Consider the following 20,394-nt stretch of genomic DNA (forward strand, 5'->3'; position numbering starts at 1 on the left):
GGGCACAATGGCACCCAGAGGATACTCAGGGCCGGCCCGACCGCCACGCGCCGGAGCGTGCACGCCACCGAACGCCCGGCCGAGCGCTACGCTCACGGCATGGTGCGCACCCTCCTGAACCTGGCGATCTTCCTCGCGACGGCAGCGATCGCGCTGCTCGTCACCTCCCTCCTCGTACCCGGGTTCCACGTGCACCCGGGCGGGTTCCTCGTGGCGATCATCGTGTTCGCGATCGTGCAGGCCTTCGTCGAGTGGCTCGTGCGCAGCATCTTCCACCGCGCGGCACCGACCGTCGCGGGCATCGCGGGCCTCATCTCGACCTTCCTCGCACTGTGGGTCGCGTCGCTCTTCGGCGGCGTGAGCTTCGACGGCGTCGGCGGCTGGATCCTCGCCACGGTCATCGTGTGGGTCATCACCGCGATCCTCGGCTGGGTGGCCGGCCGGTTCATCACGCCCCGGTTCGACCGGCAGGGCTCCGCGAGGCGGTAGGCCGCGGCGCGGCGGACCGCTCGGCGGCCGGACGCCTACTCGATCCGCGGGTCGTCGGTCGGGGCGACGTCGGGCGCGGCATCCGCCGTCGTCGCGACATCCGCCGCCTCTCCGCTGCGGCGACTCAGCCACACGAACGGCACGGCGAACGCCTGCAGGACGCCGCTCAGGGCGAGCGAGAACGGGTAGCCCCAGACGTCCGCCGACCGGCCGAGCACCGGCTGGATCACGGCGGCACCCGAACTGCCGATGAGCGAGTCGAACGAGAGCACCGTCGCGCGCTGGCTGGACGGGATCATGTCGTTGATGTACGCCTGGCGCACGGGCCCGGCCGCGGCATCGATGAGCGCCCACAGCACCAGCAGGAGGAGGGCCACCCAGAAGCTGCGGTTCACGCCGAGCACGACGAGGATGCCGGCACTCACCGCGATCGAGAGGGTGATCGACGTGGTGCGCCGGCGGAACCGGCTGCGCAGCCATGGCGCGACGAGCCCGCCGATGATCTGCGACCCGGCGACGATGCCCGCAGCCAGTCCGGCGATCGAGTACGCGCCCTCGTCGCCCCAGAGCTCGAGCAGGTAGGGCTGCAGCGCGTAGAACACGTAGAACCCGACGCCCGCCGTGAACATCGACGAGAGCATGAGGTAGCGCACGCCCGGGCGGCCCAGGCCGTACTTCAGGGAGGCCACGAAGACCTGCTTCGTCGCGGCGATCGGGTTCGAGCGACCTGCGGGGGTGAATCCGAGGTCGCGCATCAGCACCGCCGCGAGCACGAACATCAGCACGAGCACGCCCGCGCGCATCAGGAACGGGACGCCGAGATCGGTCGCCTGCGCGACGACGCCACCGAGCGTGGAGCCGCCGAGCATCGCGATGCCCGCGACGGACACGCCCCGGCCGAAGACCCGCTCGAGGCTGCCGGTGTACCCCGTGGCCGTAAGGGCGTCGACCAGCCAGGCCTCGACCGCCCCGGAGAAGAACGTGAAGCCGAGCCCGAGCAGCACCGAGACCAGCGCCCAGGCCCAGAACGGGGATTCCCACACCCAGAGCAGGTAGTAGAGCACCGTCGTGACGGCGAGCGTGACGGTGCCGAGCAGGTACGACACGCGGCGCCCCAACGTGTCGGCGACGACCCCCGTCGGCACCTCGAACACGACCATGCCGATCGAGAAGAACGAGTTGGCCGCGAACGCCTCGAGGTTGGTCAGCCCCGCGTCGAGCAGGAACAGCGTGTTGATGCCCCAGATGAAGGATGCCGCGAGCGTGTTGCCGACGAGCAGCGTGAAGTAGACCGCCTGCACACGCCCCGGCGTGGAGGTCGGCGTCGCCTCTGGCGGCGTCTCGGCCGTCGAGCTCACGACCGTGCCGCGTTCGCACTCACCCGCCCATCATGCGCCCGCGGCGCGATCCGCGCCACTGTCGACGCCCGCGGCGCACATCCCGCCGACGTGGCCCATCCCCCGGCGCTGGGACCACGAGTTCGCCCACGTGCGCGATCTCACCGCCGCGCCCCTCGACCGATCCGCGCCGCCCGGGGCAGAATCAGCAGATGACCGAGTCGACCAGCGCAGCGCACGACGAGCCGGCATCCGCCCGGAAGGCACGATCGGGCACCGACGGCGGTGCCGCAGGGACGGAGAACCCGACGAGTGCGGCGGCCACGGCGGAACGACGCGACGTCATCAAGAAGCGCGTGGTCGACGCGGTCGCCGTGTTCCTGCTCTCCACGGTCGCCGTGCTCACGGCCTGGTGCGGCTTCCAGGCGTCGAAGTGGGGCGGCGAGATGTCGATCGCCTTCAGCCAGGCATCGAGCGCCCGGGTGCAGGCCACCGACTTCTCCAGCCAGGCGCGGGACGCCAGGGCCAGCGACCAGTCGATCTGGGTGCAGTGGGTGCTCGCCACCGCACAGGACGACACGCAGCTCGCGACGTACATCGAGGAGCGCTTCTCCCCCGAGTTCCGGGTCGCGTTCGACGCATGGGAGGCCGGCGGCCGTGAGGCGCAGGGCCCGTTCGTCCTCGACGCGTACGTGCCGCCGGGCACGCAGGAGGCGGCCGAGTCCAACGAGCGCGCCGATGAACGCTTCGCCACGGCGCTCCAGAACAACCAGCGCGGCGACAACTACTCGATCCTGACCGTCCTGTTCGCGCTCGTGCTGTTCCTGACGGCCATGTCGCAACGCGAACTCCAGCCCTGGGTCGTGCGCACGCTCCTCGGACTCGCGATCGTGGTCGCCGTCGCCGGCCTCGTCATCCTGCTGACCTACCCCGTGAGGATCTGACCGTGCCCGACATCACCGCCGATGACGGCACCCGCCTGCACTACGTCGACTCGGGCGATCCGTCGGCCAGGCCCGTGGTGCTCGTGGCGGGATTCAAGGCGGCGGCCACCAGCTGGCGCTACCAGGTCAAGCCCCTGATGCGCGCCGGATACCGCGTCATCGCGTTCGATCGCCGGGGTCACGGCCTGTCTGAGGTGGGCCCCGACGACCCCGCCGCCCACACGATGGAACGGCATGGCGCCGACATCGGCGAGCTCGTCGAGCAGCTCGGGCTCGAGCAGGCGACGATCGTCGGGCAGTCGATGGGCGGCAACGCCATCTGGGCGCATCTCACCTCCGGCGCCCGGGCAGGCGAGGGTCGGCCGGCGGGCCGGCCGGCGGGCGGTGCAGGGGCCATCCGCGATGTCGTGATCGTCGACCAGACGCCGAAGATGCTGAACTCCGACGACTGGCCCTTCGGGTTCTACGACTACGACGCGTCGAACGTCGACACGACCTTCGCCACCGGCATTCCCGACCCCGGCCGCTTCCCCGCGAAGTCGAAGGGGCTCGTGCGCATCGCGCGGGTCCTGAGCGCGATGGAGCTCCCCAAGGGAGGCAAGCCCACCTTCAGCCCGGCCCAGCTCGCCCTCCTGAACGACCACGCGAAGCGCGACTGGCGGCCGGCGATCGCCGCAGCCGAGGTCCCGGCGTTCTTCATCGCCGGCGCCGAGAGCGAGTTCTGGCCTTCGGCGCATGCCGCGGCATCCGCTGACCTCAACCCGCTCGCGAGCTCGACCGTGATCGAGCGCGACGGCCACGCGACGAACATCGAGCAGCCGGCGCGCTTCAACGAGGAGCTGCTGGCGTTCCTCGCGCGCTGACGGCGAACGCGCCCGGCGATCGGCTCAGGCCGGGAACGCCTTGCCGGGGTTCAGCGTGCCCGCGGGGTCGAGCGCCTGCTTGATCGACGCGTGCAGCGCGACCACGCGCTCCCCGAGCTCGGCCCGCGCGCCCGGGAGCTTCAACAGGCCCACCCCGTGCTCGCCCGTGACCGTCCCGCCGAGCCGGCGGCACTCGTCGACGATGCGGTCGAACGCGAGCTTCGCCCTGGCCTTGGCGGCGTCGTCACCTTCCGGCGCGATGATGAGCGGGTGCAGGTTGCCGTCGCCCGCGTGGGCTATGTTCGCGATCACGACGTCGTGCTCGCGGGCCACGACCTGGATGCGCGTGAGCATCTCGGGCACCGCCCCGCGCGGCACGCAGATGTCCTCGGTCAGCACGGGCCCGAGGCGCTCGAGCGCCGGATACGCCAGCCGGCGCGCGAGGAAGAGGCGGTCGACCTCCTCGGCATCCGCAGCCCGCTCGACGGCGAGCGCCCCCGCATCGACCATGAGCCCGGCGACGGATGCCGCGTGGCGCTCTCCGAGCGCACCCACCTCGTCGACCTTCGCGGGCAGCATCGTGTCCACGCCGTGCGGCAGGCCGAGGGCCTGCCACGCGTCAACTGCCTCGATGCAGGTGCGGTCGATGATCTCGAGCGCCGCGGGGACGATGCCCGAGGCGCTGATCGCGGCCACGGCGTCGCCGGCGGCGCGCAAGGACCCGAACGCCCCCACGATCGCCCGCTCCTCGCGCCCGGCGAGCGGCAGCAGCTTCACCGTGACCCGCGTGATGATGCCGAGCGTGCCCTCCGAGCCGACGAGGAGCGCGGTGAGGTCGTACCCCGTGACGCCCTTGGCGGTTCGACGGCCGAGGTCGACGACCTCGCCGTCGGCGAGCACGACCCGGAGTCCGAGCACGTAGTCGCGGGTCACGCCGTACTTCACGCAGCAGATGCCGCCCGCGTTCGTCGCCGCGTTGCCGCCGATCGTCGAGATCCGGTAGCTGGCCGGGTCCGGCGGGTACCAGAGACCGTGCTCGGCGACCGCCAGGCGCAGGGTGTCGTTGATGACGCCGGCCTCGGCCACCGCGAACCGCTCGGCCGCATCGATCTCGACGATGCGCGTCATGCGCTCGAGCGAGAGCACGATGCTGCGCGCGACCGCGTTCGCCCCGCCCGAGAGACCGGTGCCGGCTCCGCGGGCGACGACATGGACCCCGGATGCCGCGGCGAGCCGAACGACGGCCACCACGTCGCCCTCGTCCTCGGCGAGCACGACGGCCATCGGCGTCTCGAACGGCGCCCACTCGGCGTCGTCGTGCGCGTAGGCGGCGAGCGCCGCGGCATCCGTCAGCACCTGGTCGGGGCGGAGCGCCGCCCGCAGCCCGGCGACGACCCGCCGATGGACCGTCTCCTGCTCGTCGACGCTCGGATCCTCGGTCGGCACGGGGTGACTCATGCGAGCGAGCCTAACCCCGGCCGGGGCGGCGGGCCGGCGGGGGGGCCGGGCGCACGGTGCTCCGGCCGTGCGCCGGCCGTGCTGAACTCCGCCGCACGACGGATCCGCCCGGCGCTGCCGCTCGCTAGCGTTGGGGGATGAGCGCCACCACCGCACCACCCGTCGTCGACGGCGTCGAGTGGGTCCGTCCGCGCCCAGGACGCCGCGCGTACCGCGACGATCTCGTGCTCGCGGCCGTCCTCGCGGCCGCGACCGCCGGGAGCGTGGTGCTCTACCGCATCGCCGGCATCGGCGACGAGGCGCCGTGGTGGGGCTCGGCGCTCTGGGTGCTCGGCATGACGGGGCCGCTCGCCGTGCGACGCCGCTGGCCCGAGATCGTGGCGGTCGCGGCATCCGCTGCCTTCATCATCGGCGCGACGACCGAGACCATGGAGATCCTCTTCTCGAACATCGCGCTCTTCATCTCGATCTACACGGTCGGCGCCTGGGGCCGCAGTCGCCGCCGCGCCAACCTCGTGCGCACGGTCATCGTGGTCGGGATGTTCGCCTGGCTGTTCTGGGGCCTCATCACGTACTCCGCGATGCAGGACTACCTGCCCGACCTCGGCCGCGAGGGCCTGCTCTCGCCGTACGTCGCGTACGGCCTCATCAACGTGCTGACGAACCTGCTCTACTTCGGCGGCGCCTGGTTCTTCGGCGACACCGCCTATCGCTCGGCTCGGGCGCGGGCCGAGCTCGAGCAGCGCACCGCCGAGCTCGCGGCCGAGCGCGAGCGCACGCGGGTGCAGGCCGTCGCCCTCGAACGGCTGCGCATCGCGCGCGAGCTGCACGACGTGGTCGCGCACCACGTGTCGGTCATCGGCGTGCAGGCGGGTGCCGCTCGCCGGGTCCTGGCGAAGGATCCGGATGCCGCGGCCGACGCGCTCTCGTCCATCGAGTCGAGTGCACGCGATGCCGTCGACGAACTGCACGGCCTGCTCGGCACGCTCCGCGGGGACGCCGACACCGGCTCGATCGACCTCGCCACCGGACGGACCGTCGGCGACGGCCCGGCGACCTCGAGCACGTCGACCCGCTGCATCGAGCGACTCGACGAGCTCGTGGCCGACAGCGCGGACGGCGGGCTCCCGGTGAGCCTCGCGATCATCGGCGAGCCCCGGCCGGTGTCGGCCGTCGTGGATCTCGGCGCTTATCGCATCGTGCAGGAGGCGCTGACGAACGTGCGGAAGCACGCCGGCTCCTCGGCCACGGCCGAGGTGCGGGTGCGCTGGGAGGAGGACGCGGTCGAGGTCGAGGTGACGAACACCGGGACGGCGACGAGGTCGGCGATGGGGTCGGCTGCCGGGGCTGCTGCTGCGACGTCGGTGTCCGCGGCAGGGTCCATGGCGGGGTCGGTGTCGGGCTCGACGATGGCCTCGACGATGGGCTCGGCGACCGGCTCGATCGCCGGCGCGGCGGCCCCTGTATCGACCGGCGGCGCCCACGTGCGCGAGGGACTGGGCCAGCTCGGCATGCGCGAACGGGTCGGCGCGGCCGGCGGCACGCTCGAGGTCGGCCCCCGCGCGCGCGGCGGCTACCTCGTGCGCGCCAGGTTCCCGCTGCGGCGCGAGACGGCCCGCTCGTGAGCATCCGCGTGCTCGTGGTCGACGACCAGGGCCTCGTCCGCGCGGGCTTCCGCACGATCCTCGATTCCGAGGACGGCATCGAGGTCGTCGGCGAGGCGGCCGACGGCCTCGCCGCGCTCGCCCAGGTCGCCGCGCTCGCACCCGACGTCGTCTGCATGGACGTGCAGATGCCCGGCATGGACGGCCTCGAGGCGACGCGGCGCATCACCGCGGACCCCTCCTCCACGACGGCCGTGCTCGTGCTCACCACGTTCAACCGCGAGGACTACCTCTTCGAGGCGCTCGAGGCCGGCGCGAGCGGGTTCCTCTTGAAGAACTCCAGCCCCGAGCAGCTGATCGAGGCCGTGCAGGTCGTCGCCCGCGGCGATGCGCTGCTCTCCCCCGACGTGACCCGGCGGGTCATCGAGGCGGTCGCCAGACGGGGGACGCCGAGGGCGCAGGCGGGTTCGCCCGGGTTCCCGGCGTCCCCGGGGCTGCCGAATCCGATCGAGGCCAGCGCCGGAACAGGCGCCGGCGGCGCGGCGCCCACCGGAACAGGCGCCAGCGGCGCGGCGGGCGGGGCGATGCCTGCTTCCGGTCCGCCCGAACTCGCCACCCTCACCGACCGGGAGCGTGAGGTGCTGGAGTTCCTGGCCGAGGGCATCTCGAACGCCGAGATCGCGCAGCGGATGTGGGTCGGCGAGGCGACCGTGAAGACCCACGTGTCGAAGGTGCTCATGAAGCTCGGCCTCCGCGACCGCGTGCACGCCGTGGTCTACGCGTACGAGCACGGGGTCGTCCGGCCCGCGCGATAGTCAGCCGAGCCAACGCACGCCGAGGCCCCCGCCGGTCGGCGACGAGGCTGCCGGATTCGGAGTATTGGCCGACACGCCGCGGAAACAGCGCCAGCGGTCGGCGCGTCGCCCGAATCTCCGAATCGGGCAGCATCGTCCGGACCGGAGGGGGACCGAGCGGCCAGACGGGATCGCTGGCGAATACGTCGAACGCAGGCCCTTGACGTCGTCGAACAGGCGTCGTAGTTTAAGCAAACAATTAATTAAGGAGTTGCTTACATGCAGAACGGGCCCGACGAGCTCAGCCTCGTGTTCCAGGCGCTCGCCGATCCGACGCGGCGCGAGATCCTCTCGCGACTCCGCGGCGGGCCGACGACCGTCGGGGAACTGGCCGAGCCCTTCGCGATGAGCCGCCCCGCGATCTCCCAGCACCTCAAGGTGCTGGAGCGCGCCGGACTCATCGAACGCACCGCGACGGCCCAGTGGCGCACCTGCACCCTCCGCACCGAGCCGCTCGACGAGGCATCCGCCTGGGTCGAGCGTCACCGCGGCGAGTGGAACGCGCGCTTCGACCTGCTCGACGAGCGCCTCCGTGAACTGAAGGGACAGACGGATGCCTGAGCAGACCGCCTCCGCAACGAAGCACTTCACCATCACGCGCGTCTTCGACGCACCCCGGGAGCTCGTCTGGCGGGCTTGGACCGATCCCGACGAGGCCGCGGCCTGGTGGCACCCGCGCGGCATCATCACGCCCCGCGAGAGCGTCGACCTCGACGTCCGCCCCGGCGGCCGGTACCGGTACACGATGATCGCGCCCGACGGAACCGAGTACCCGACGGCCGGCGTCTTCCGGGAGGTCGCCCCGCCCGAGCGACTCGTGATGACGTGGGGCTCACCCGGCGACGCCGATGATGCGGCGCCCGTGCTCACGATCGAGCTCGCCGAGCACGGCGAGGGCCGAGACCAGACGCACATGACCTTCCACGTCCTGGGCATCGAGGGGGCACCGGGCGACGAGAACGTCTACGACGGCTGGGACTCCGCGTTCGACGTCCTCGTCGAGCATCTCGCGGATTCGCGGGCGAACTGATGGGTCGCCTCATCGCGGAGCAGGTCGTCACCGCCGACGGATACGCCGCCGACCCGGCCGGCGGCATCGACTTCTTCGAGTCGCTCATCCAACCGGGAGAGGACGGCGACGTCGGCCTCAACGATGCGGAGCAGCTCGCGTACGTCGCACAGGTCGATGCGATCCTGTTCGGCGCCACGACCTACCGCATGTTCGCCGACTACTGGCCGAAGGTCGACCCGGAGGTCGAGCACATCGCCGAGCTCATCAACCGCGTGCCGAAGTTCGTGGTCTCGAACACGCTCGCGAGCGCGCCCTGGGGCGACGGCGAGATCGAGATCCTGCGCGGCGACGGCGTCGCCGCCGCCGCGCAACTGAAGCAGCGCTTCGCCACCATCATCGTCTGGGGGAGCCTGACGCTGACCGATGCGCTGTTCCGCTCCGGGCTGGTCGATGAGCTGCATCTGCGCGTCGTGCCGGTGCTGCTCGGATCGGGACGCTCATTCAGCCCGGCCGAGGTGGGCGAGGGTGCGGGCGCGGGTGGGCTCGAGCTCGATCACGTCGAAACCAAGCCGGGAGGCGTGCTCAGCGTTCGTTACCTCGTGCGCTGATGCCCGCCTGGGACTCGGTGTCAGGGCCGGCACCCGCATCGGCATCCGCATCGGCATCGGCATCGGCATCGGCATCCGCACCGGCGCCTGCATCGGTTCCGGCACCGGCATCGGCAGCCGCAGCCGCATCGGTCTCGGTCACCGCGTCGGGGTTCCCCTCGGCCCCGCGGTACTCCTCGGAGAGCCGTCGGTAGGAGCGGGTCGTGAAGGCGACGAGGGCGAGCGCGACCATGAGCAGGCCCGACACGAGGAACACGAGCGCGATGCCGCGCGCCTCGCCCTCGCCGAGCAGCCAGCCCCAGGCCTGCTGACCGGCGTCGGAGTTCATGTACGGGATGATCATGAACTCCGCGATGGGCGCGATGAGGAACGCCGTGATCGGGGCGGCCGCAGACTCCACCGCGGCGGCGAAGCCGAAGACGCGACCCTGGCGCCGGAAGGTGACGACCTTCTGGATGACGGTCTGCTCGGCCGCCTCGACCGCGGGGATGAGCGCCATGTACGCCCAGATGCCGAGGCCGTAGAGCCACCACCACTCGCGAATGGTGAAGAGCGCGCCGAGCACCCCCATCGCGACGACGACGAGCAGCATCGTGCGGATCGGGTTCGTGCCGAGGCCGAATTTCGCGATGACCAACCCGCCGATGACGAACCCCGTCGCCGTGACGCCGAGCACGATACCCCACAGCTCGACCGGGAAGAGCGTCAGGCCGTACGGGTCCATGAGCGCCATGTAGACGCCGCCGATGAGGTTGTTGAACGTCGAGAAGATGATGAGGGCGAAGAGGCCGGGCGCCGAGCGGATGGCCGCGACGCTGCCCCTGATGTCGATCGTGGACGCCCGCTCGCCCTCGGCAGGCACCGGGCGCTCCTCGGGCACCTTCAGGAAGAACAGGTGCACCAGCGCGACGAGCGTCAGCCCGATCGCGATGACGAGGGTCCAGCCCATGCCGAGCAACCCGATCGCGAGCCCGCTGAACACGCTCGTGACGATGAACGCGAGGCCCTGGACGGTCCCGACGAGGCCGTTGGCGTTGGCGTGCCGTTCGACCGGCACGAGCAGCGTGACCGTGGTGGACAGGGCGATGTTGCGCATGTGCTCGATGACCGAGCCGAAGAGGATGATGCCCGAGAAGGCCCAGAACCACGGGCCGCCGAGGTCGACGAGGGCGGATTCGGGTTGCAGCAGGTACAGCACGCCGGCGATCGCGAAGGCCACGAGCGTGACCATGCTCGAGAAGATCATGACCTGGAGCTTGCGATGCCGGTCGACGATCGAGCCGAACAGCATCGCGAAGAAGGCGATGAGCAGCATGTAGGCACCGCCGATGATGCCCGTCGCCAGCACCGACCGCGTCTCGAGGTAGACCCAGAACGTGAGGGCGAACCAGAGGAAGCTCGTCGTCACGTTGGCGACGGCGGTGTTGGCGAGCACCTGCATGAACGTGCGCATGCCGCCTGGCGGCGGCACCACACCCACCTCGGCGCTCGCCGTCGCCTGCGCCTCGACCTGCTCCCGATCGCTCACCCTGCGAGGGTAACGAGCGCCTCCGACATCCGGAACCCCTCCGCCGCGAGGCGGAGTCCGCGGTCGGCGAACGGCCCCACGACCCTCCGCACGGGGGATGCCGCGTGCACGCGGCATCCGTAGCGTGAGGGCATGCTCGAACTCTCCGATGTCACCAAACGCTATGGCGAGCGCCTGGCCCTCGACCACGTCAGCTTCACCGTCGGCGACGGTCGCCTCACGGGCTTCGTCGGCGGCAACGGCGCCGGCAAGACCACGACCATGCGCATCGTCCTCGGCGTGCTCTCCTCCGACGGGGGCACGGTCGCCATCGACGGCGCCCCCCTCACCTCCGTCGACCGGCGCCGCTTCGGCTACATGCCGGAGGAGCGCGGGCTCTACCCGAAGATGAAGGTGCTCGAGCAGACCGTCTACCTCGCCCGCCTGCACGGCTGGTCTGCCGAGGCGGCCAGGCGCAACGCGCTCGACCTGCTCGAGCGGCTCGGACTCGGCGAGCGGCTCGACGACACGATCGAGTCGCTCTCGCTCGGCAACCAGCAGCGCGCGCAGATCGCCGCCGCGCTCGTGCACCGGCCCGAGCTGCTCGTGCTCGACGAGCCGTTCTCCGGCCTGGACCCCATGGCGGTGGAGACGGTGCAGGCCGTGCTCGCGGATGCCGCGGCATCCGGGACGCCCGTGCTCTTCTCCTCGCACCAGCTCGACATCGTCGAGCGCCTCTGCGACGACCTCGTCATCATCGCGGGCGGGCGCATCGTCGCGTCGGGAACGCGCGACAGCCTGCGCGCCCAGCACGCCACCGACCGGTGGGAGCTGCTCGCGAACGGCGACGCCGGCTGGCTGCGGCAGCAGCCCGGCATCCGCGTCGTCGAGTTCGACGGCGGCTGGGCCGTGTTCGAGGCCGAGTCGGATGCCGCGCGCGAGGCGGTCCTCGCCGAGGCCGTCGCCCGCGGCGGCCTCACCAGCTTCGCTCGCGAGCGCACCTCGCTCGCCCAGATCTTCAAAGAGGTCGTGCGATGAGCACGCAGGACACCGGAACCCGCACCCCGAGCGGGGCCGCGGCGCGGCCGGGCACGCCCAGGTTCATCGACAGCGTGAGCCTCATCGCCGGCCGTGAGGTCTCGATGCGCCTGCGCAGCAAGGCGTTCCTCATCTCGACGGGCATCCTCATGCTCGCGGTGCTCGCCTCCGTCGTGCTCGGCTCGCTCTTCGGCGGCCAGTCGGAGGCCGCGAAGGTCGCCGTGGTCGGCGGCGCGGCATCCGTCGTCGACGGCAACGACGCACTCGAGGCGGTTCCGGTCGACGACCAGGCCGCGGGCGAGCAGCTGCTGCGCGACGGCGAGGTCGACGCGATCATCGTGCCCGCGGCATCCGACCCGCTCGGCGTCGTCGTCGTGGGGCTCGACGAGACGCCGTCCAACGTGATGCAGGCACTCGCGGTCTACCCGACCGTGGAGCTGCTGGAGCCGGCCGCGGTGGACCCCGGCCTGGCGTACCTCGTCGCCTTCGGCTTCGGCATCGTGTTCTTCATGTCGGCGATCACGTTCGGGTCGACGATCTCGCAGTCGGTCGTCGAGGAGAAGCAGACCCGCGTGGTCGAGATCCTCCTCTCCACGGTCTCGGCCCGCGCGCTGCTGACCGGCAAGGTGGTCGGCAACAGCGTGCTCGCCTTCGGGCAGATCCTGGCGATCGCGGTCCTCGCCCTCCTCGGGCTCATGCTCACGGGCCAGCGGGTGCTGCTCGGCGGCGTCGGCCCGTCGGTGATCTGGTTCGTGGTGTTCTTCGCGGTCGGGTTCGTGATGCTCGCGGCGCTGTTCGCGGCATCCTCCGCGCTCGTGTCGCGGGCCGAGGACGTCGGCTCGGTGACCACGCCCGTCACGATGCTCGTGATGATCCCGTACATCCTCATCATCTTCTTCAACGACAACCCGACCGTGCTGGCGATCATGAGCTACGTGCCGTTCTCGTCCCCGGTCGGCATGCCGATGCGGGTCTTCCTCGGCACGGCCGAGTGGTGGGAGCCGATCCTCTCGCTGCTGATCTTGGTCGCGACGACCGCGGCCGCCGTCCTCGTCGGCGAGCGCATGTACCGCAACTCGCTCCTGAAGACGGGCCCGCGCGTGAAGCTCGGCGACGCGCTGCGCGGCTGAGACGCGACGAGCAGGGCGGATGCCCCGGGGCCGGCGCCCCGGGGCATCCCTGCGTCCGCCGGCCTTGTGCGGACAACTCGGGCATTTGGCCGCCCCGAGTTCACCGGGCGCCCATCCGGAGCGAACCCGGCCGGCACGGTGCGGCCGTGAGACTGGCTGGGTCCGTGCGACCGCGCGGACGAACGCCAAGCTCTGGAGCCCATCCATGCCCTCGACGAAACGCGGCGTCCTCGCCGCCTCCACCGTCGCGCTGAGCGCCCTGCTCGTCTCCGCGCCCGTCACCGCGAATGCGGCGGCGCCCGCGGCATCCGCCGTGCCCGCGGCATCCGCCGCGCAAGCGGCATCCGTCACCGACGACCGCGCCGCGAAGACGCTCGTGATCGGCATCGACGGCGCCTCGTTCGACTTCCTCGCGCCGGCCGACATGCCGAACCTCGATGCGCTCCGCGCCGCGGGGGTCACCTCGGCGAGCAACCTGTACGGCTCGCCGATGGCCGGCACGGTCTCGGGCCCGGGATGGTCCACGATCGCGACCGGCGTCTGGCCCGACAAGCATCGGGTGACCGACAACTCCTTCAGCAGCCCGGCGTATGCCGAGTACCCCGACTACCTCAGCCGCATCGAGGCGGCCAGCCCCGAACGCGACACGTACGTCGTCGGCACCTGGTCGCCCATCCCCCAGACGATCTTCGGTGCCGGCGTCGACCTGCGCGTCGCCGGCGGCAACGACGAGGGAACCACCGCGCGAGCGGTCGAGGCCATCTCGACCGGCGACCCCGACGACGTCTTCGTGCACCTCGACGAGGTCGACGGGGCCGGTCACTCGGTCGGGACGAACGGCGCCGCCTACGGCCAGGCGCTCGCCCGAGCCGACCAGCAGGTCGGGCGCATCCTGGCCGCCGTGGAGTCCAGGGCCACGCGCGCCCAGGAGGACTGGCTCGTCGTCGTCACCGCCGACCACGGCCACACGCCGACCGGCGGCCACGGCGGCAGCACGCCCGCCGAGCGGAAGACGTTCGTGATCGCCTCGGGAGCGGGCATCCCCGCCGGATCCGTGCGGCACGACGTGAAGCTCGTCGACATCGCGCCCACCGTGATCGCCGCAGCCGGCGTGACGATCGACCCGGCCTGGGACCTCGACGGCAGCCCGGTCGGCGACCTGCGGCCCGACGACTTCGACGCGCTACGGCCGTTGCTCCAGACGCGCGTCGACGAGACCCGGCCGGCCGCCGACGTCCTCGGCTGGACCCGTACGACCCCCGAGGGCTGGAGCATCGACAACTCGCGGATGCCCACCGGCGGCGTGACGGAGTGGCAGGGATGGTCGTTCGCGACCGACGAGTTCTGGACCAACGTCGAGCTCGGCCAGCGCCGCGAGACGAGCGTCCGCAACCGTGACGTCTTCGCCGTCGCCGACTCCGACGAGTGGGACGACAAGGCGCACGCCGCCGGCCAGTTCGACTCGACGCTCGTGAGCCCCGAGTACCCGCTGACGGGCGCCGCCACGGCCACCCTCGTCTACGCGACGAACTACTTCATCGACGGCCCGCAGACGGCCGAGGTCTCGGTGAGCTTCGACGGCGCCGCCGCGGTGCCGGTGAAGGCCTACACGGCCAACGCGAACCGGAACGAACGACTCGTGCTGGACGTGCCGGCGGGCGCGACGACCGCGCAGTTCCGCTTCCGCTACACCGGCCAGAACAGCGCGTTCTGGACCATCGACCGCGTCGCGCTCGAGCAGGCCGACGCCCCCGCGCCGACCCTCGACGTCGCGGTCGTCGCCGGCACGCGCGTGCTCGGCGGCAAGGTGACCGTCACCGTGAAGGCGACGAACGAGTCGGCCGTGCCCGTGACGCTCGCGTTCAGCACGGCCTACGGCACGAAGACGTTCACGGATGTCGCGCCGGGCAGGAACGCCGTGCACTCGTTCGTCACTCGTGCCGCGAGCGTGCCGGCCGGCACGGTCGCCGTGCAGGCGACCGGCGTCGTCGAGGGCACGGCCGTGACCCGGTCCTTCGAGGCCGTCTACGCGGCGGCATCCGCCCGCTGACGATCGCGTCGGCGCAGAGCCGAGCGGATGCCCCGGGGCCGGCGCCCCGGGGCATCCGTGCGCGTCGCGTGTGCGAACCGGCGGCGGTCGCGGCATCCGTGCGTCCGCCGCTCGCCGGCGCCGGTTCGGTGCGCCCCCGTCATGATGCGATCAGGCGCCGGGTGGCAGGATGGTTCGGTGACCCACGAGCCCTCCCCCCTCCACGACACCACCATCCGTGGTTTCGCCTCCGACAACTACTCCGGCGTGCACCCCGAGGTGCTCGCCGCGATCGCCGCGGCCAACGGCGGACACCAGGTCGCCTACGGTGAGGACGCCTACACCGATCGCCTGCAGCAGGTCTTCGCGCAGCACTTCGGCGAGGGCGTCGAGGCGTTCCCGGTCTTCAACGGCACCGGCGCGAACGTCACCGCCCTCCAGTCGATGCTGCCGCGCTGGGGTGCCGTCATCTCGGCGAAGACCGCGCACATCAACTCCGACGAGGGCGGTGCGCCCGAGCGCGTCGGCGGCATGAAGCTGCTCACCGTCGTCGCACCCGACGGCAAGCTCACCCCCGAGCTCATCGACGAGGAGGCGTGGGGCTGGGGCGACGAGCATCGCGCGCAGCCGCTCGTCGTGTCCATCACGCAGACGAGCGAGCTCGGCACGCTGTACACGCCCGACGAGGTGCGCGCGATCGCCGACCACGCGCACGACCACGGCATGCTGCTGCACATGGACGGCGCGCGCCTCGCCAACGCCGCCGCATCGCTCGACCTGCCGCTTCGGGCGTTCACGCGCGACGCCGGCGTCGACGTGCTGAGCTTCGGCGGCACCAAGAACGGCGCGATCGGCGCCGAGGCGATCGTCGTGCTGAACCCCTCGGCATCCGACGGCCTGAAGTACCTCCGCAAGCTGAACATGCAGCTGTCCTCGAAGATGCGCTTCGTCTCGGCCCAGCTCCTCGCCCTCCTCGACGGCGACCTCTGGCTCCGGAGCGCGTCGCACGCGAACGCCATGGCCACGCGCCTCCGCGAGTCGCTCGACGCCGGCATCGCCGCGGGCGAGCTGCCCGGCCTCGGCTTCAGCCAGCCCACGCAGTCCAACGGCGTCTTCGCCGTACTGCCCGCCGGCGTCGCCGACCGCCTCCGCGAGCGCGGCTTCAAGTTCTACGACTGGGATGCCGCGAAGGGCGAGGTGCGCTGGATGTGCTCGTTCGACACGAGCGAGGCCGACATCGACGCCTTCGTCGCCGGTATCCGCGAGGAACTCGCCCGGGACTGAGCTGCGCCCGAACGCGCCGCGCCGTCGGACGTCGGGCGCTCAGGCCTCAGGCCTCAGGCCTCAGGCCTCAGGCCGCCTACTCGGGCGCGAGCACCTCGGTGTCGCGGTTGAGCGAGCGCTTCTCGAAGTAGTCTCGCGAGGCCGGGAACAGGGCCCAGACGAACATCAGCACGACGCCGAGCACGAGCGAGCCCACGCCGATGAGGAACGCGCTGCCGACGCCCGCGAGCTGCGAGTACCCGTAGTCGGGGTTCGCCATGTCGATCGCCGACTGCACGAACGCCCAGGCCATGAAGATGCCGCCGAGGAGCGGGAAGACGAAGCGGTAGAACGCGTTGCGCCAGTTGTCGAAGAGGGTGCGGCGGAAGTACCAGATGCACGCGAAGCTCGCGATGCCGTAGAAGAACGCGATCGCGAGGCCGATCGAGAGCACCGAGTCGGCGAGCACGCTCGTCGAGACGAAGTTCATGCCCGCGTAGTAGGCGATCGCGACGACGCCGATGAGCAGGGTCGAGAAGGTCGGCGTCTTCGAGACGGCGTGCACGTTGGCGAAGCGGGCCGGCAGCGCCTTGTAGACGCCCATGGCGAACGTGCCGCGGGCGGTCGGCAGGATCGTCGTCTGCGACGAGGAGAGCGCCGAGATCGCGACGGCGATCACGAGGAACCATCCGAGCGGCCCCATCGCCATGCCGGCCAGGCCGGAGAAGACGTCGTCGGCATGCGCCTCGTTCGCGAGTCCCGTGCCGGTGTCGCCGAGGCCCGCGTACATCATCGCCACGACGGTCACGCCGACGTAGGTGACGAGCAGGATGAGCGTGCTGAGGGTCGCCGCACGTCCGGGCGTACGGCGCGGGTCCTTCGTCTCCTCGGTCAGGGCCAGGCACGTGTCCCAGCCCCAATAGATGAAGAGCGCGAGCAGGATGGCCTGCACCATGCCGGTGCCGTCGGCGAGGAACGGGTTGAACCAGTCGAGCGAGACGGCGGTCGGGTCGGGGGCGTTGCCGCTGAAGTAGCCGATGAGGCATCCGACGACGAAGGCGGCCATGGCGAGGTACTGGATCGCGAGCAGCACCTGCTGCATGCGCTCGCCGATCTCGACGCCGCGCAGCGACACCCAGGTCATTGCGGCGATGATGAGGCATCCGAACACGGTGACGATGGCCCGATTTTCGGCGAGCGAGCCGTCGCCGATCAGGCTCAGCAGGTAGATCGAGGCGATCTCCGCGAGGTTCGCCATGACGAGGACACCGGCGACCGCGATGCTCCAGCCCGCCATCCATCCGGTGCGGGGCCCGAAGGCCTTCGCCGCCCAGGTGAAGACGGTGCCGCAGTCGGGCACGTCGTTGTTGAGCTCGCGGTAGGCGAAGGCCGTGAACAGCATCGGGACGAACGCGAGGATGAACGCGACCGGGGCCTGCGCACCGACCGCGATGATCACGTAGCCGAGGGTCGCGGCCAGGGAGAACAGCGGCGCGGTCGAGGCGACGCCGATGACCGTCGAACCCCACAGGGTGAGCTTCCCGATGGCGAGGCCCTTGGTCGGCGTCGGGTCGGTCACGGGCGCGCCGGTGGTCGGAGTGGTCATGGGTTCCTTCTCGCCGTCGAGTGCTGGGCATCGCCCGTCGACGGGCCGACGGTGGCGATGCATCCACCGTACGGCGCAGCATCGCCGGCCGGTCGCGGCGACGACCATCCGATCCGTACGGAATCGCCGTCATGAGGAGACACTCTGGGAATGCCACACAGGCCCATGCGTTGTAATGGAACGGGACGACGGCGCCCCGGCCCTCATCCGCTCCATCCGAAAGCTGTCGCACCATGACGCTCGTCACCGATCTCACCTCCCGCAAGGCCGACACCACCGCCCGGCTCATCGACCCCCTGGTCGATCGCTGGAGCCCCCGCGCGTTCGACCCGAACGCCGTCGTCGACGAGGAGGCCCTGCGCACCGTCCTCGAGGCGGCCCGTTGGGCCCCGTCGGCCAACAACTCGCAGCCGTGGCGCTTCATCGTCGCGCGCCGCGGCACGGCCGCCTTCACGACCGCGCACGACGCGATGGCCGGCTTCAACCAGGTCTGGGCGGACTCCGCCGCCGCGCTCGTCATCAACATCGCCGAGATCGCGGATGCCGCGGGCGCGCCTCGTCCGTGGGCGCGCTACGACCTCGGCCAGGCCGTCGCCCACCTCACGGTGCAGGCGCAGCACGAGGGCCTGCACACCCACCAGATGGGCGGCTTCGACGCCGCGAGGCTCCACGACGCGTTCGGCCTCGCCGACAACCTCGAGATCGTCTCGATCACGACGATCGGCGTGCTCGGCGACGTCGACGCGCTGCCCGACGTGCTCCGCGAGCGCGAGGTCGCACCCCGCGAGCGCAAGTCGCTCGACGAGCTCGTGCTGGTGCCCGCCGGCGAGTGACCCTCGGGTCCGCCGGCGCGCGACCCTCCGACTGAACGCGAGCGGATGCCGCGGCCTCGGCCTGCGGCATCCGCTCGCGTTCGTCGTGGCGCCGGCTACGGCCGCAGCATGACCTTCACGGCGCGGCGCTCGTCCATGGCGGCGTAGGCCTCGGCCGCCTCGGCGAGCGGCAGCGTCAGGTCGAAGACCCGGCCGGGCTCGATCGCCCCCGAGAGCACGTCGGGCAGCAGCTCCTCGATGTAGCCGCGCACGGGAGCGACGCCGCCGTTGACGCCGACGTTGCGGTTGAAGAGCGGGCGCACGGGGAGCTCGGGCCCGCCGTTCGGCACGCCGACGTAGCCCACCATGCCGCCGGGGCGCGTCGAGCGGATGGCCTGGTCCATCGACTCCTTCGTGCCGACGCACTCGAGCACGCGGTCGGCGCCGATGCCGCCCGTGAGCTGCTTCACGGCGAGCACGCCCTCGTCGCCGCGGTCGGCGACGATGTGGGTCGCACCGAATGCGCGGGCGAGCTCCTGCCGGTCGCGGTGCCGCGACATCGCGATGATCGTCGTGGCCCCGAGCCGCTTCGCCGCGATGACCGCGCAGAGGCCGACCGCGCCGTCGCCCACGACGACGACCGACTCGCCCGCTTGCACGCCGGCCGACACGGCCGCGTGGTGTCCGGTGCCCATGACGTCGCTCAGCGTGAGCAGACCGGGCACCATCTCGTCGGTGACCTCCTGGCGCACCGGCACGAGCGTGCCGTCGGCGAGCGGCACGCGCACGCGCTCGCCCTGCCCGGCATCCGCGAATCCGCCGAGGCGGTCGTCGCTGCCCCACCAACCGCCGTTCAGGCACGAGGTGCTGACGCCGTTGCGGCAGTTCACGCACGTGTTGTCGCACACGTAGAACGGGGCGATCACGAAGTCGCCGACCTCGATGAGCGACACGTCGTCGCCGACGGCCTCGACGACGCCGACGAACTCGTGGCCGATGCGGTGCGGCTCCTCGGTGGGGGTCACCCCGCGGTACGGCCAGAGGTCGGAGCCGCAGACGCAGGCCGCGACCACGCGGACGATGGCGTCGCCTCCGGTCGACAGCTCGGGGTCGGGCACGGTCTCGACACGGATGTCGCGGGCAGCGTGGATCACGGTGGCAAGCATGTGCACGAGCCTACGCCGGGCCCTCCGCCGAGCGAAGGCCCGGTTCGGCAGGACCGCGCGGCCGGGTTCGGCGGCACCACGCGGCCGGGTTCGGGGACGCGCAGCCCCGCCAGCGCCTCAGCGCCGCAGGACCGGTTGCGCCTTGCCGAGCGCCGGCACCATGATGCGGATCGCCCAGCCGAACAGGATGAAGATCACGCCGACGCCCGCGGCGAACAGCGCGACGCCGAACGACACGACCGACGTGAACAGCGACGCGCGCAGGAACGACGCGTCCATGACGGTCGCGCGCACCGGGTCGTCCATGTCGAGCTCGGCGTACGTCTTGCCGTCGGCCATCTCGAGCGCATGCGTGTTGATGACGCTCGCCTGGACGAAGGCGTCGATCGGACCGTCGACCTGCTCTCCGGCCAGGATCGGCGCATCGTCGGAGATGGTGATGTTCTCGGCGCGCAACTGCGACGAGACCGCCATCCACGCGATGACCGCGACGATCATGAGCAGCGCGCCGCCGACGATGCCCGCGAGCCCGATGAGGCGCAGCCCTCGATCCTGTCCGCGGGTCAGCACGACCGCCCCAGGCTCGACCAGTGAATCCGACATGACGTCCCCCTCGCCCTCGTACCCCGAGCGTAGCGACCGGTGGCGCCGGGGCACCATGCTTTCCCGCAAGA

Annotated in this window: 20 protein-coding genes; 13 read left to right on the top strand and 7 right to left on the bottom strand. The window is 71.5% G+C overall.

Translation table 11 applies throughout. The annotated features are described in order from the left end of the window. The first annotated feature begins 99 nt into the window (after positions 1-99). Positions 100-489 (top strand): phage holin family protein, encoded by a 390-nt coding sequence (locus tag GQQ95_RS19325; RefSeq protein WP_170297011.1) that lies wholly within the window; start codon positions 100-102, stop codon positions 487-489. A gap of 35 nt (positions 490-524) precedes the next feature. Here the strand turns inward: GQQ95_RS19325 and GQQ95_RS07980 are convergent, their stop codons facing one another. Continuing rightward, positions 525-1,847, bottom strand: a complete 1,323-nt coding sequence (locus GQQ95_RS07980; RefSeq protein ID WP_246205276.1) for an MFS transporter — start codon at positions 1,845-1,847, stop codon at positions 525-527. A 191-nt stretch (positions 1,848-2,038) separates the two neighbouring features. Between GQQ95_RS07980 and GQQ95_RS07985 the strand changes: the two genes are divergently transcribed. Together GQQ95_RS07985 and GQQ95_RS07990 are read left to right on the top strand one after the other, a co-directional pair. Beyond that, positions 2,039-2,770, top strand: a complete 732-nt coding sequence (locus GQQ95_RS07985; RefSeq protein ID WP_246205278.1) for a hypothetical protein — start codon at positions 2,039-2,041, stop codon at positions 2,768-2,770. A 2-nt stretch (positions 2,771-2,772) separates the two neighbouring features. Further along, positions 2,773-3,633, top strand: a complete 861-nt coding sequence (locus tag GQQ95_RS07990) for an alpha/beta fold hydrolase (protein ID WP_157427132.1) — start codon at positions 2,773-2,775, stop codon at positions 3,631-3,633. Positions 3,634-3,657: 24 nt separating this feature from the next. Here the strand turns inward: GQQ95_RS07990 and GQQ95_RS07995 are convergent, their stop codons facing one another. Next, entirely contained in the window at positions 3,658-5,091 is a 1,434-nt protein-coding gene (locus GQQ95_RS07995; protein ID WP_157427133.1) for an FAD-binding oxidoreductase, read from the bottom strand. Between the two features lie 137 nt (positions 5,092-5,228). Here GQQ95_RS07995 and GQQ95_RS08000 point away from each other — a divergent pair, with 137 nt between their 5' ends. The 5 genes from GQQ95_RS08000 to GQQ95_RS08020 all read left to right on the top strand — a co-directional run bounded on the left by GQQ95_RS08000 (position 5,229) and on the right by GQQ95_RS08020 (position 9,169). Then, the gene (locus GQQ95_RS08000) at positions 5,229-6,716 is read left to right on the top strand and encodes a sensor histidine kinase (RefSeq protein WP_157427134.1); all 1,488 of its coding nucleotides are present in this window, start codon (positions 5,229-5,231) and stop codon (positions 6,714-6,716) included. Then, on the top strand, positions 6,713-7,510 hold the full coding sequence (locus tag GQQ95_RS08005) for a response regulator (RefSeq protein ID WP_157427135.1): 798 nt from the start codon (positions 6,713-6,715) through the stop codon (positions 7,508-7,510). The genes GQQ95_RS08000 and GQQ95_RS08005 overlap by 4 nt, the downstream gene beginning before the upstream one ends. 258 nt (positions 7,511-7,768) lie before the next feature. Beyond that, positions 7,769-8,110 carry an ArsR/SmtB family transcription factor gene (locus tag GQQ95_RS08010; protein ID WP_157427136.1) on the top strand — a complete coding sequence of 114 codons (342 nt, stop codon included), beginning with the start codon at positions 7,769-7,771 and terminating at the stop codon, positions 8,108-8,110. Further along, complete coding sequence (locus GQQ95_RS08015) at positions 8,103-8,579, top strand: SRPBCC family protein (protein WP_157427137.1); 477 nt, start codon at positions 8,103-8,105, stop codon at positions 8,577-8,579. The genes GQQ95_RS08010 and GQQ95_RS08015 overlap by 8 nt, the downstream gene beginning before the upstream one ends. Further along, positions 8,579-9,169 (top strand): dihydrofolate reductase family protein, encoded by a 591-nt coding sequence (locus GQQ95_RS08020; protein ID WP_157427138.1) that lies wholly within the window; start codon positions 8,579-8,581, stop codon positions 9,167-9,169. Before GQQ95_RS08015 ends, GQQ95_RS08020 begins: the two co-directional genes overlap by 1 nt. Here the strand turns inward: GQQ95_RS08020 and GQQ95_RS08025 are convergent. Continuing rightward, a complete protein-coding gene (locus GQQ95_RS08025; protein WP_157427254.1) occupies positions 9,144-10,622 on the bottom strand; it encodes an MFS transporter in 1,479 nt (492 codons plus the stop codon). The two genes, GQQ95_RS08020 and GQQ95_RS08025, sit on opposite strands and share 26 nt — an antisense overlap. Positions 10,623-10,693: 71 nt before the next feature. Further along, positions 10,694-10,831 carry a hypothetical protein gene (locus GQQ95_RS08030; RefSeq protein ID WP_157427139.1) on the bottom strand — a complete coding sequence of 46 codons (138 nt, stop codon included), beginning with the start codon at positions 10,829-10,831 and terminating at the stop codon, positions 10,694-10,696. Between GQQ95_RS08030 and GQQ95_RS08035 the strand changes: the two genes are divergently transcribed. The 4 genes from GQQ95_RS08035 to GQQ95_RS08050 all read left to right on the top strand — a co-directional run bounded on the left by GQQ95_RS08035 (position 10,830) and on the right by GQQ95_RS08050 (position 16,157). Next, complete coding sequence (locus tag GQQ95_RS08035; RefSeq protein ID WP_157427140.1) at positions 10,830-11,714, top strand: ABC transporter ATP-binding protein; 885 nt, start codon at positions 10,830-10,832, stop codon at positions 11,712-11,714. The genes GQQ95_RS08030 and GQQ95_RS08035 overlap by 2 nt on opposite strands. After that, positions 11,711-12,844 (top strand): ABC transporter permease, encoded by a 1,134-nt coding sequence (locus tag GQQ95_RS08040; protein ID WP_157427141.1) that lies wholly within the window; start codon positions 11,711-11,713, stop codon positions 12,842-12,844. The genes GQQ95_RS08035 and GQQ95_RS08040 overlap by 4 nt, the downstream gene beginning before the upstream one ends. A 205-nt stretch (positions 12,845-13,049) precedes the next feature. After that, positions 13,050-14,894, top strand: a complete 1,845-nt coding sequence (locus tag GQQ95_RS08045; RefSeq protein WP_212275348.1) for an alkaline phosphatase family protein — start codon at positions 13,050-13,052, stop codon at positions 14,892-14,894. A 177-nt stretch (positions 14,895-15,071) separates the two neighbouring features. Beyond that, a complete protein-coding gene (locus tag GQQ95_RS08050) occupies positions 15,072-16,157 on the top strand; it encodes a threonine aldolase family protein (protein ID WP_246205280.1) in 1,086 nt (361 codons plus the stop codon). Between the two features lie 76 nt (positions 16,158-16,233). Here the strand turns inward: GQQ95_RS08050 and GQQ95_RS08055 are convergent, their stop codons facing one another. Beyond that, positions 16,234-17,742, bottom strand: a complete 1,509-nt coding sequence (locus GQQ95_RS08055) for an APC family permease (RefSeq protein ID WP_157427142.1) — start codon at positions 17,740-17,742, stop codon at positions 16,234-16,236. Between the two features lie 233 nt (positions 17,743-17,975). Here GQQ95_RS08055 and GQQ95_RS08060 point away from each other — a divergent pair, with 233 nt between their 5' ends. Beyond that, positions 17,976-18,575 carry a nitroreductase family protein gene (locus tag GQQ95_RS08060; protein WP_157427143.1) on the top strand — a complete coding sequence of 200 codons (600 nt, stop codon included), beginning with the start codon at positions 17,976-17,978 and terminating at the stop codon, positions 18,573-18,575. A 95-nt stretch (positions 18,576-18,670) separates the two neighbouring features. Here the strand turns inward: GQQ95_RS08060 and GQQ95_RS08065 are convergent, their stop codons facing one another. Together GQQ95_RS08065 and GQQ95_RS08070 are read right to left on the bottom strand one after the other, a co-directional pair. Beyond that, on the bottom strand, positions 18,671-19,720 hold the full coding sequence (locus GQQ95_RS08065; protein WP_157427144.1) for a zinc-dependent alcohol dehydrogenase family protein: 1,050 nt from the start codon (positions 19,718-19,720) through the stop codon (positions 18,671-18,673). A gap of 117 nt (positions 19,721-19,837) precedes the next feature. After that, complete coding sequence (locus tag GQQ95_RS08070) at positions 19,838-20,323, bottom strand: aromatic ring-opening dioxygenase LigA (RefSeq protein WP_157427145.1); 486 nt, start codon at positions 20,321-20,323, stop codon at positions 19,838-19,840. Between the last annotated feature and the right edge of the window lie 71 nt (positions 20,324-20,394).

Origin of the sequence: Agromyces salentinus (assembly GCF_009749395.1) — a bacterium.
Lineage (GTDB): Bacteria > Actinomycetota > Actinomycetes > Actinomycetales > Microbacteriaceae > Agromyces > Agromyces salentinus.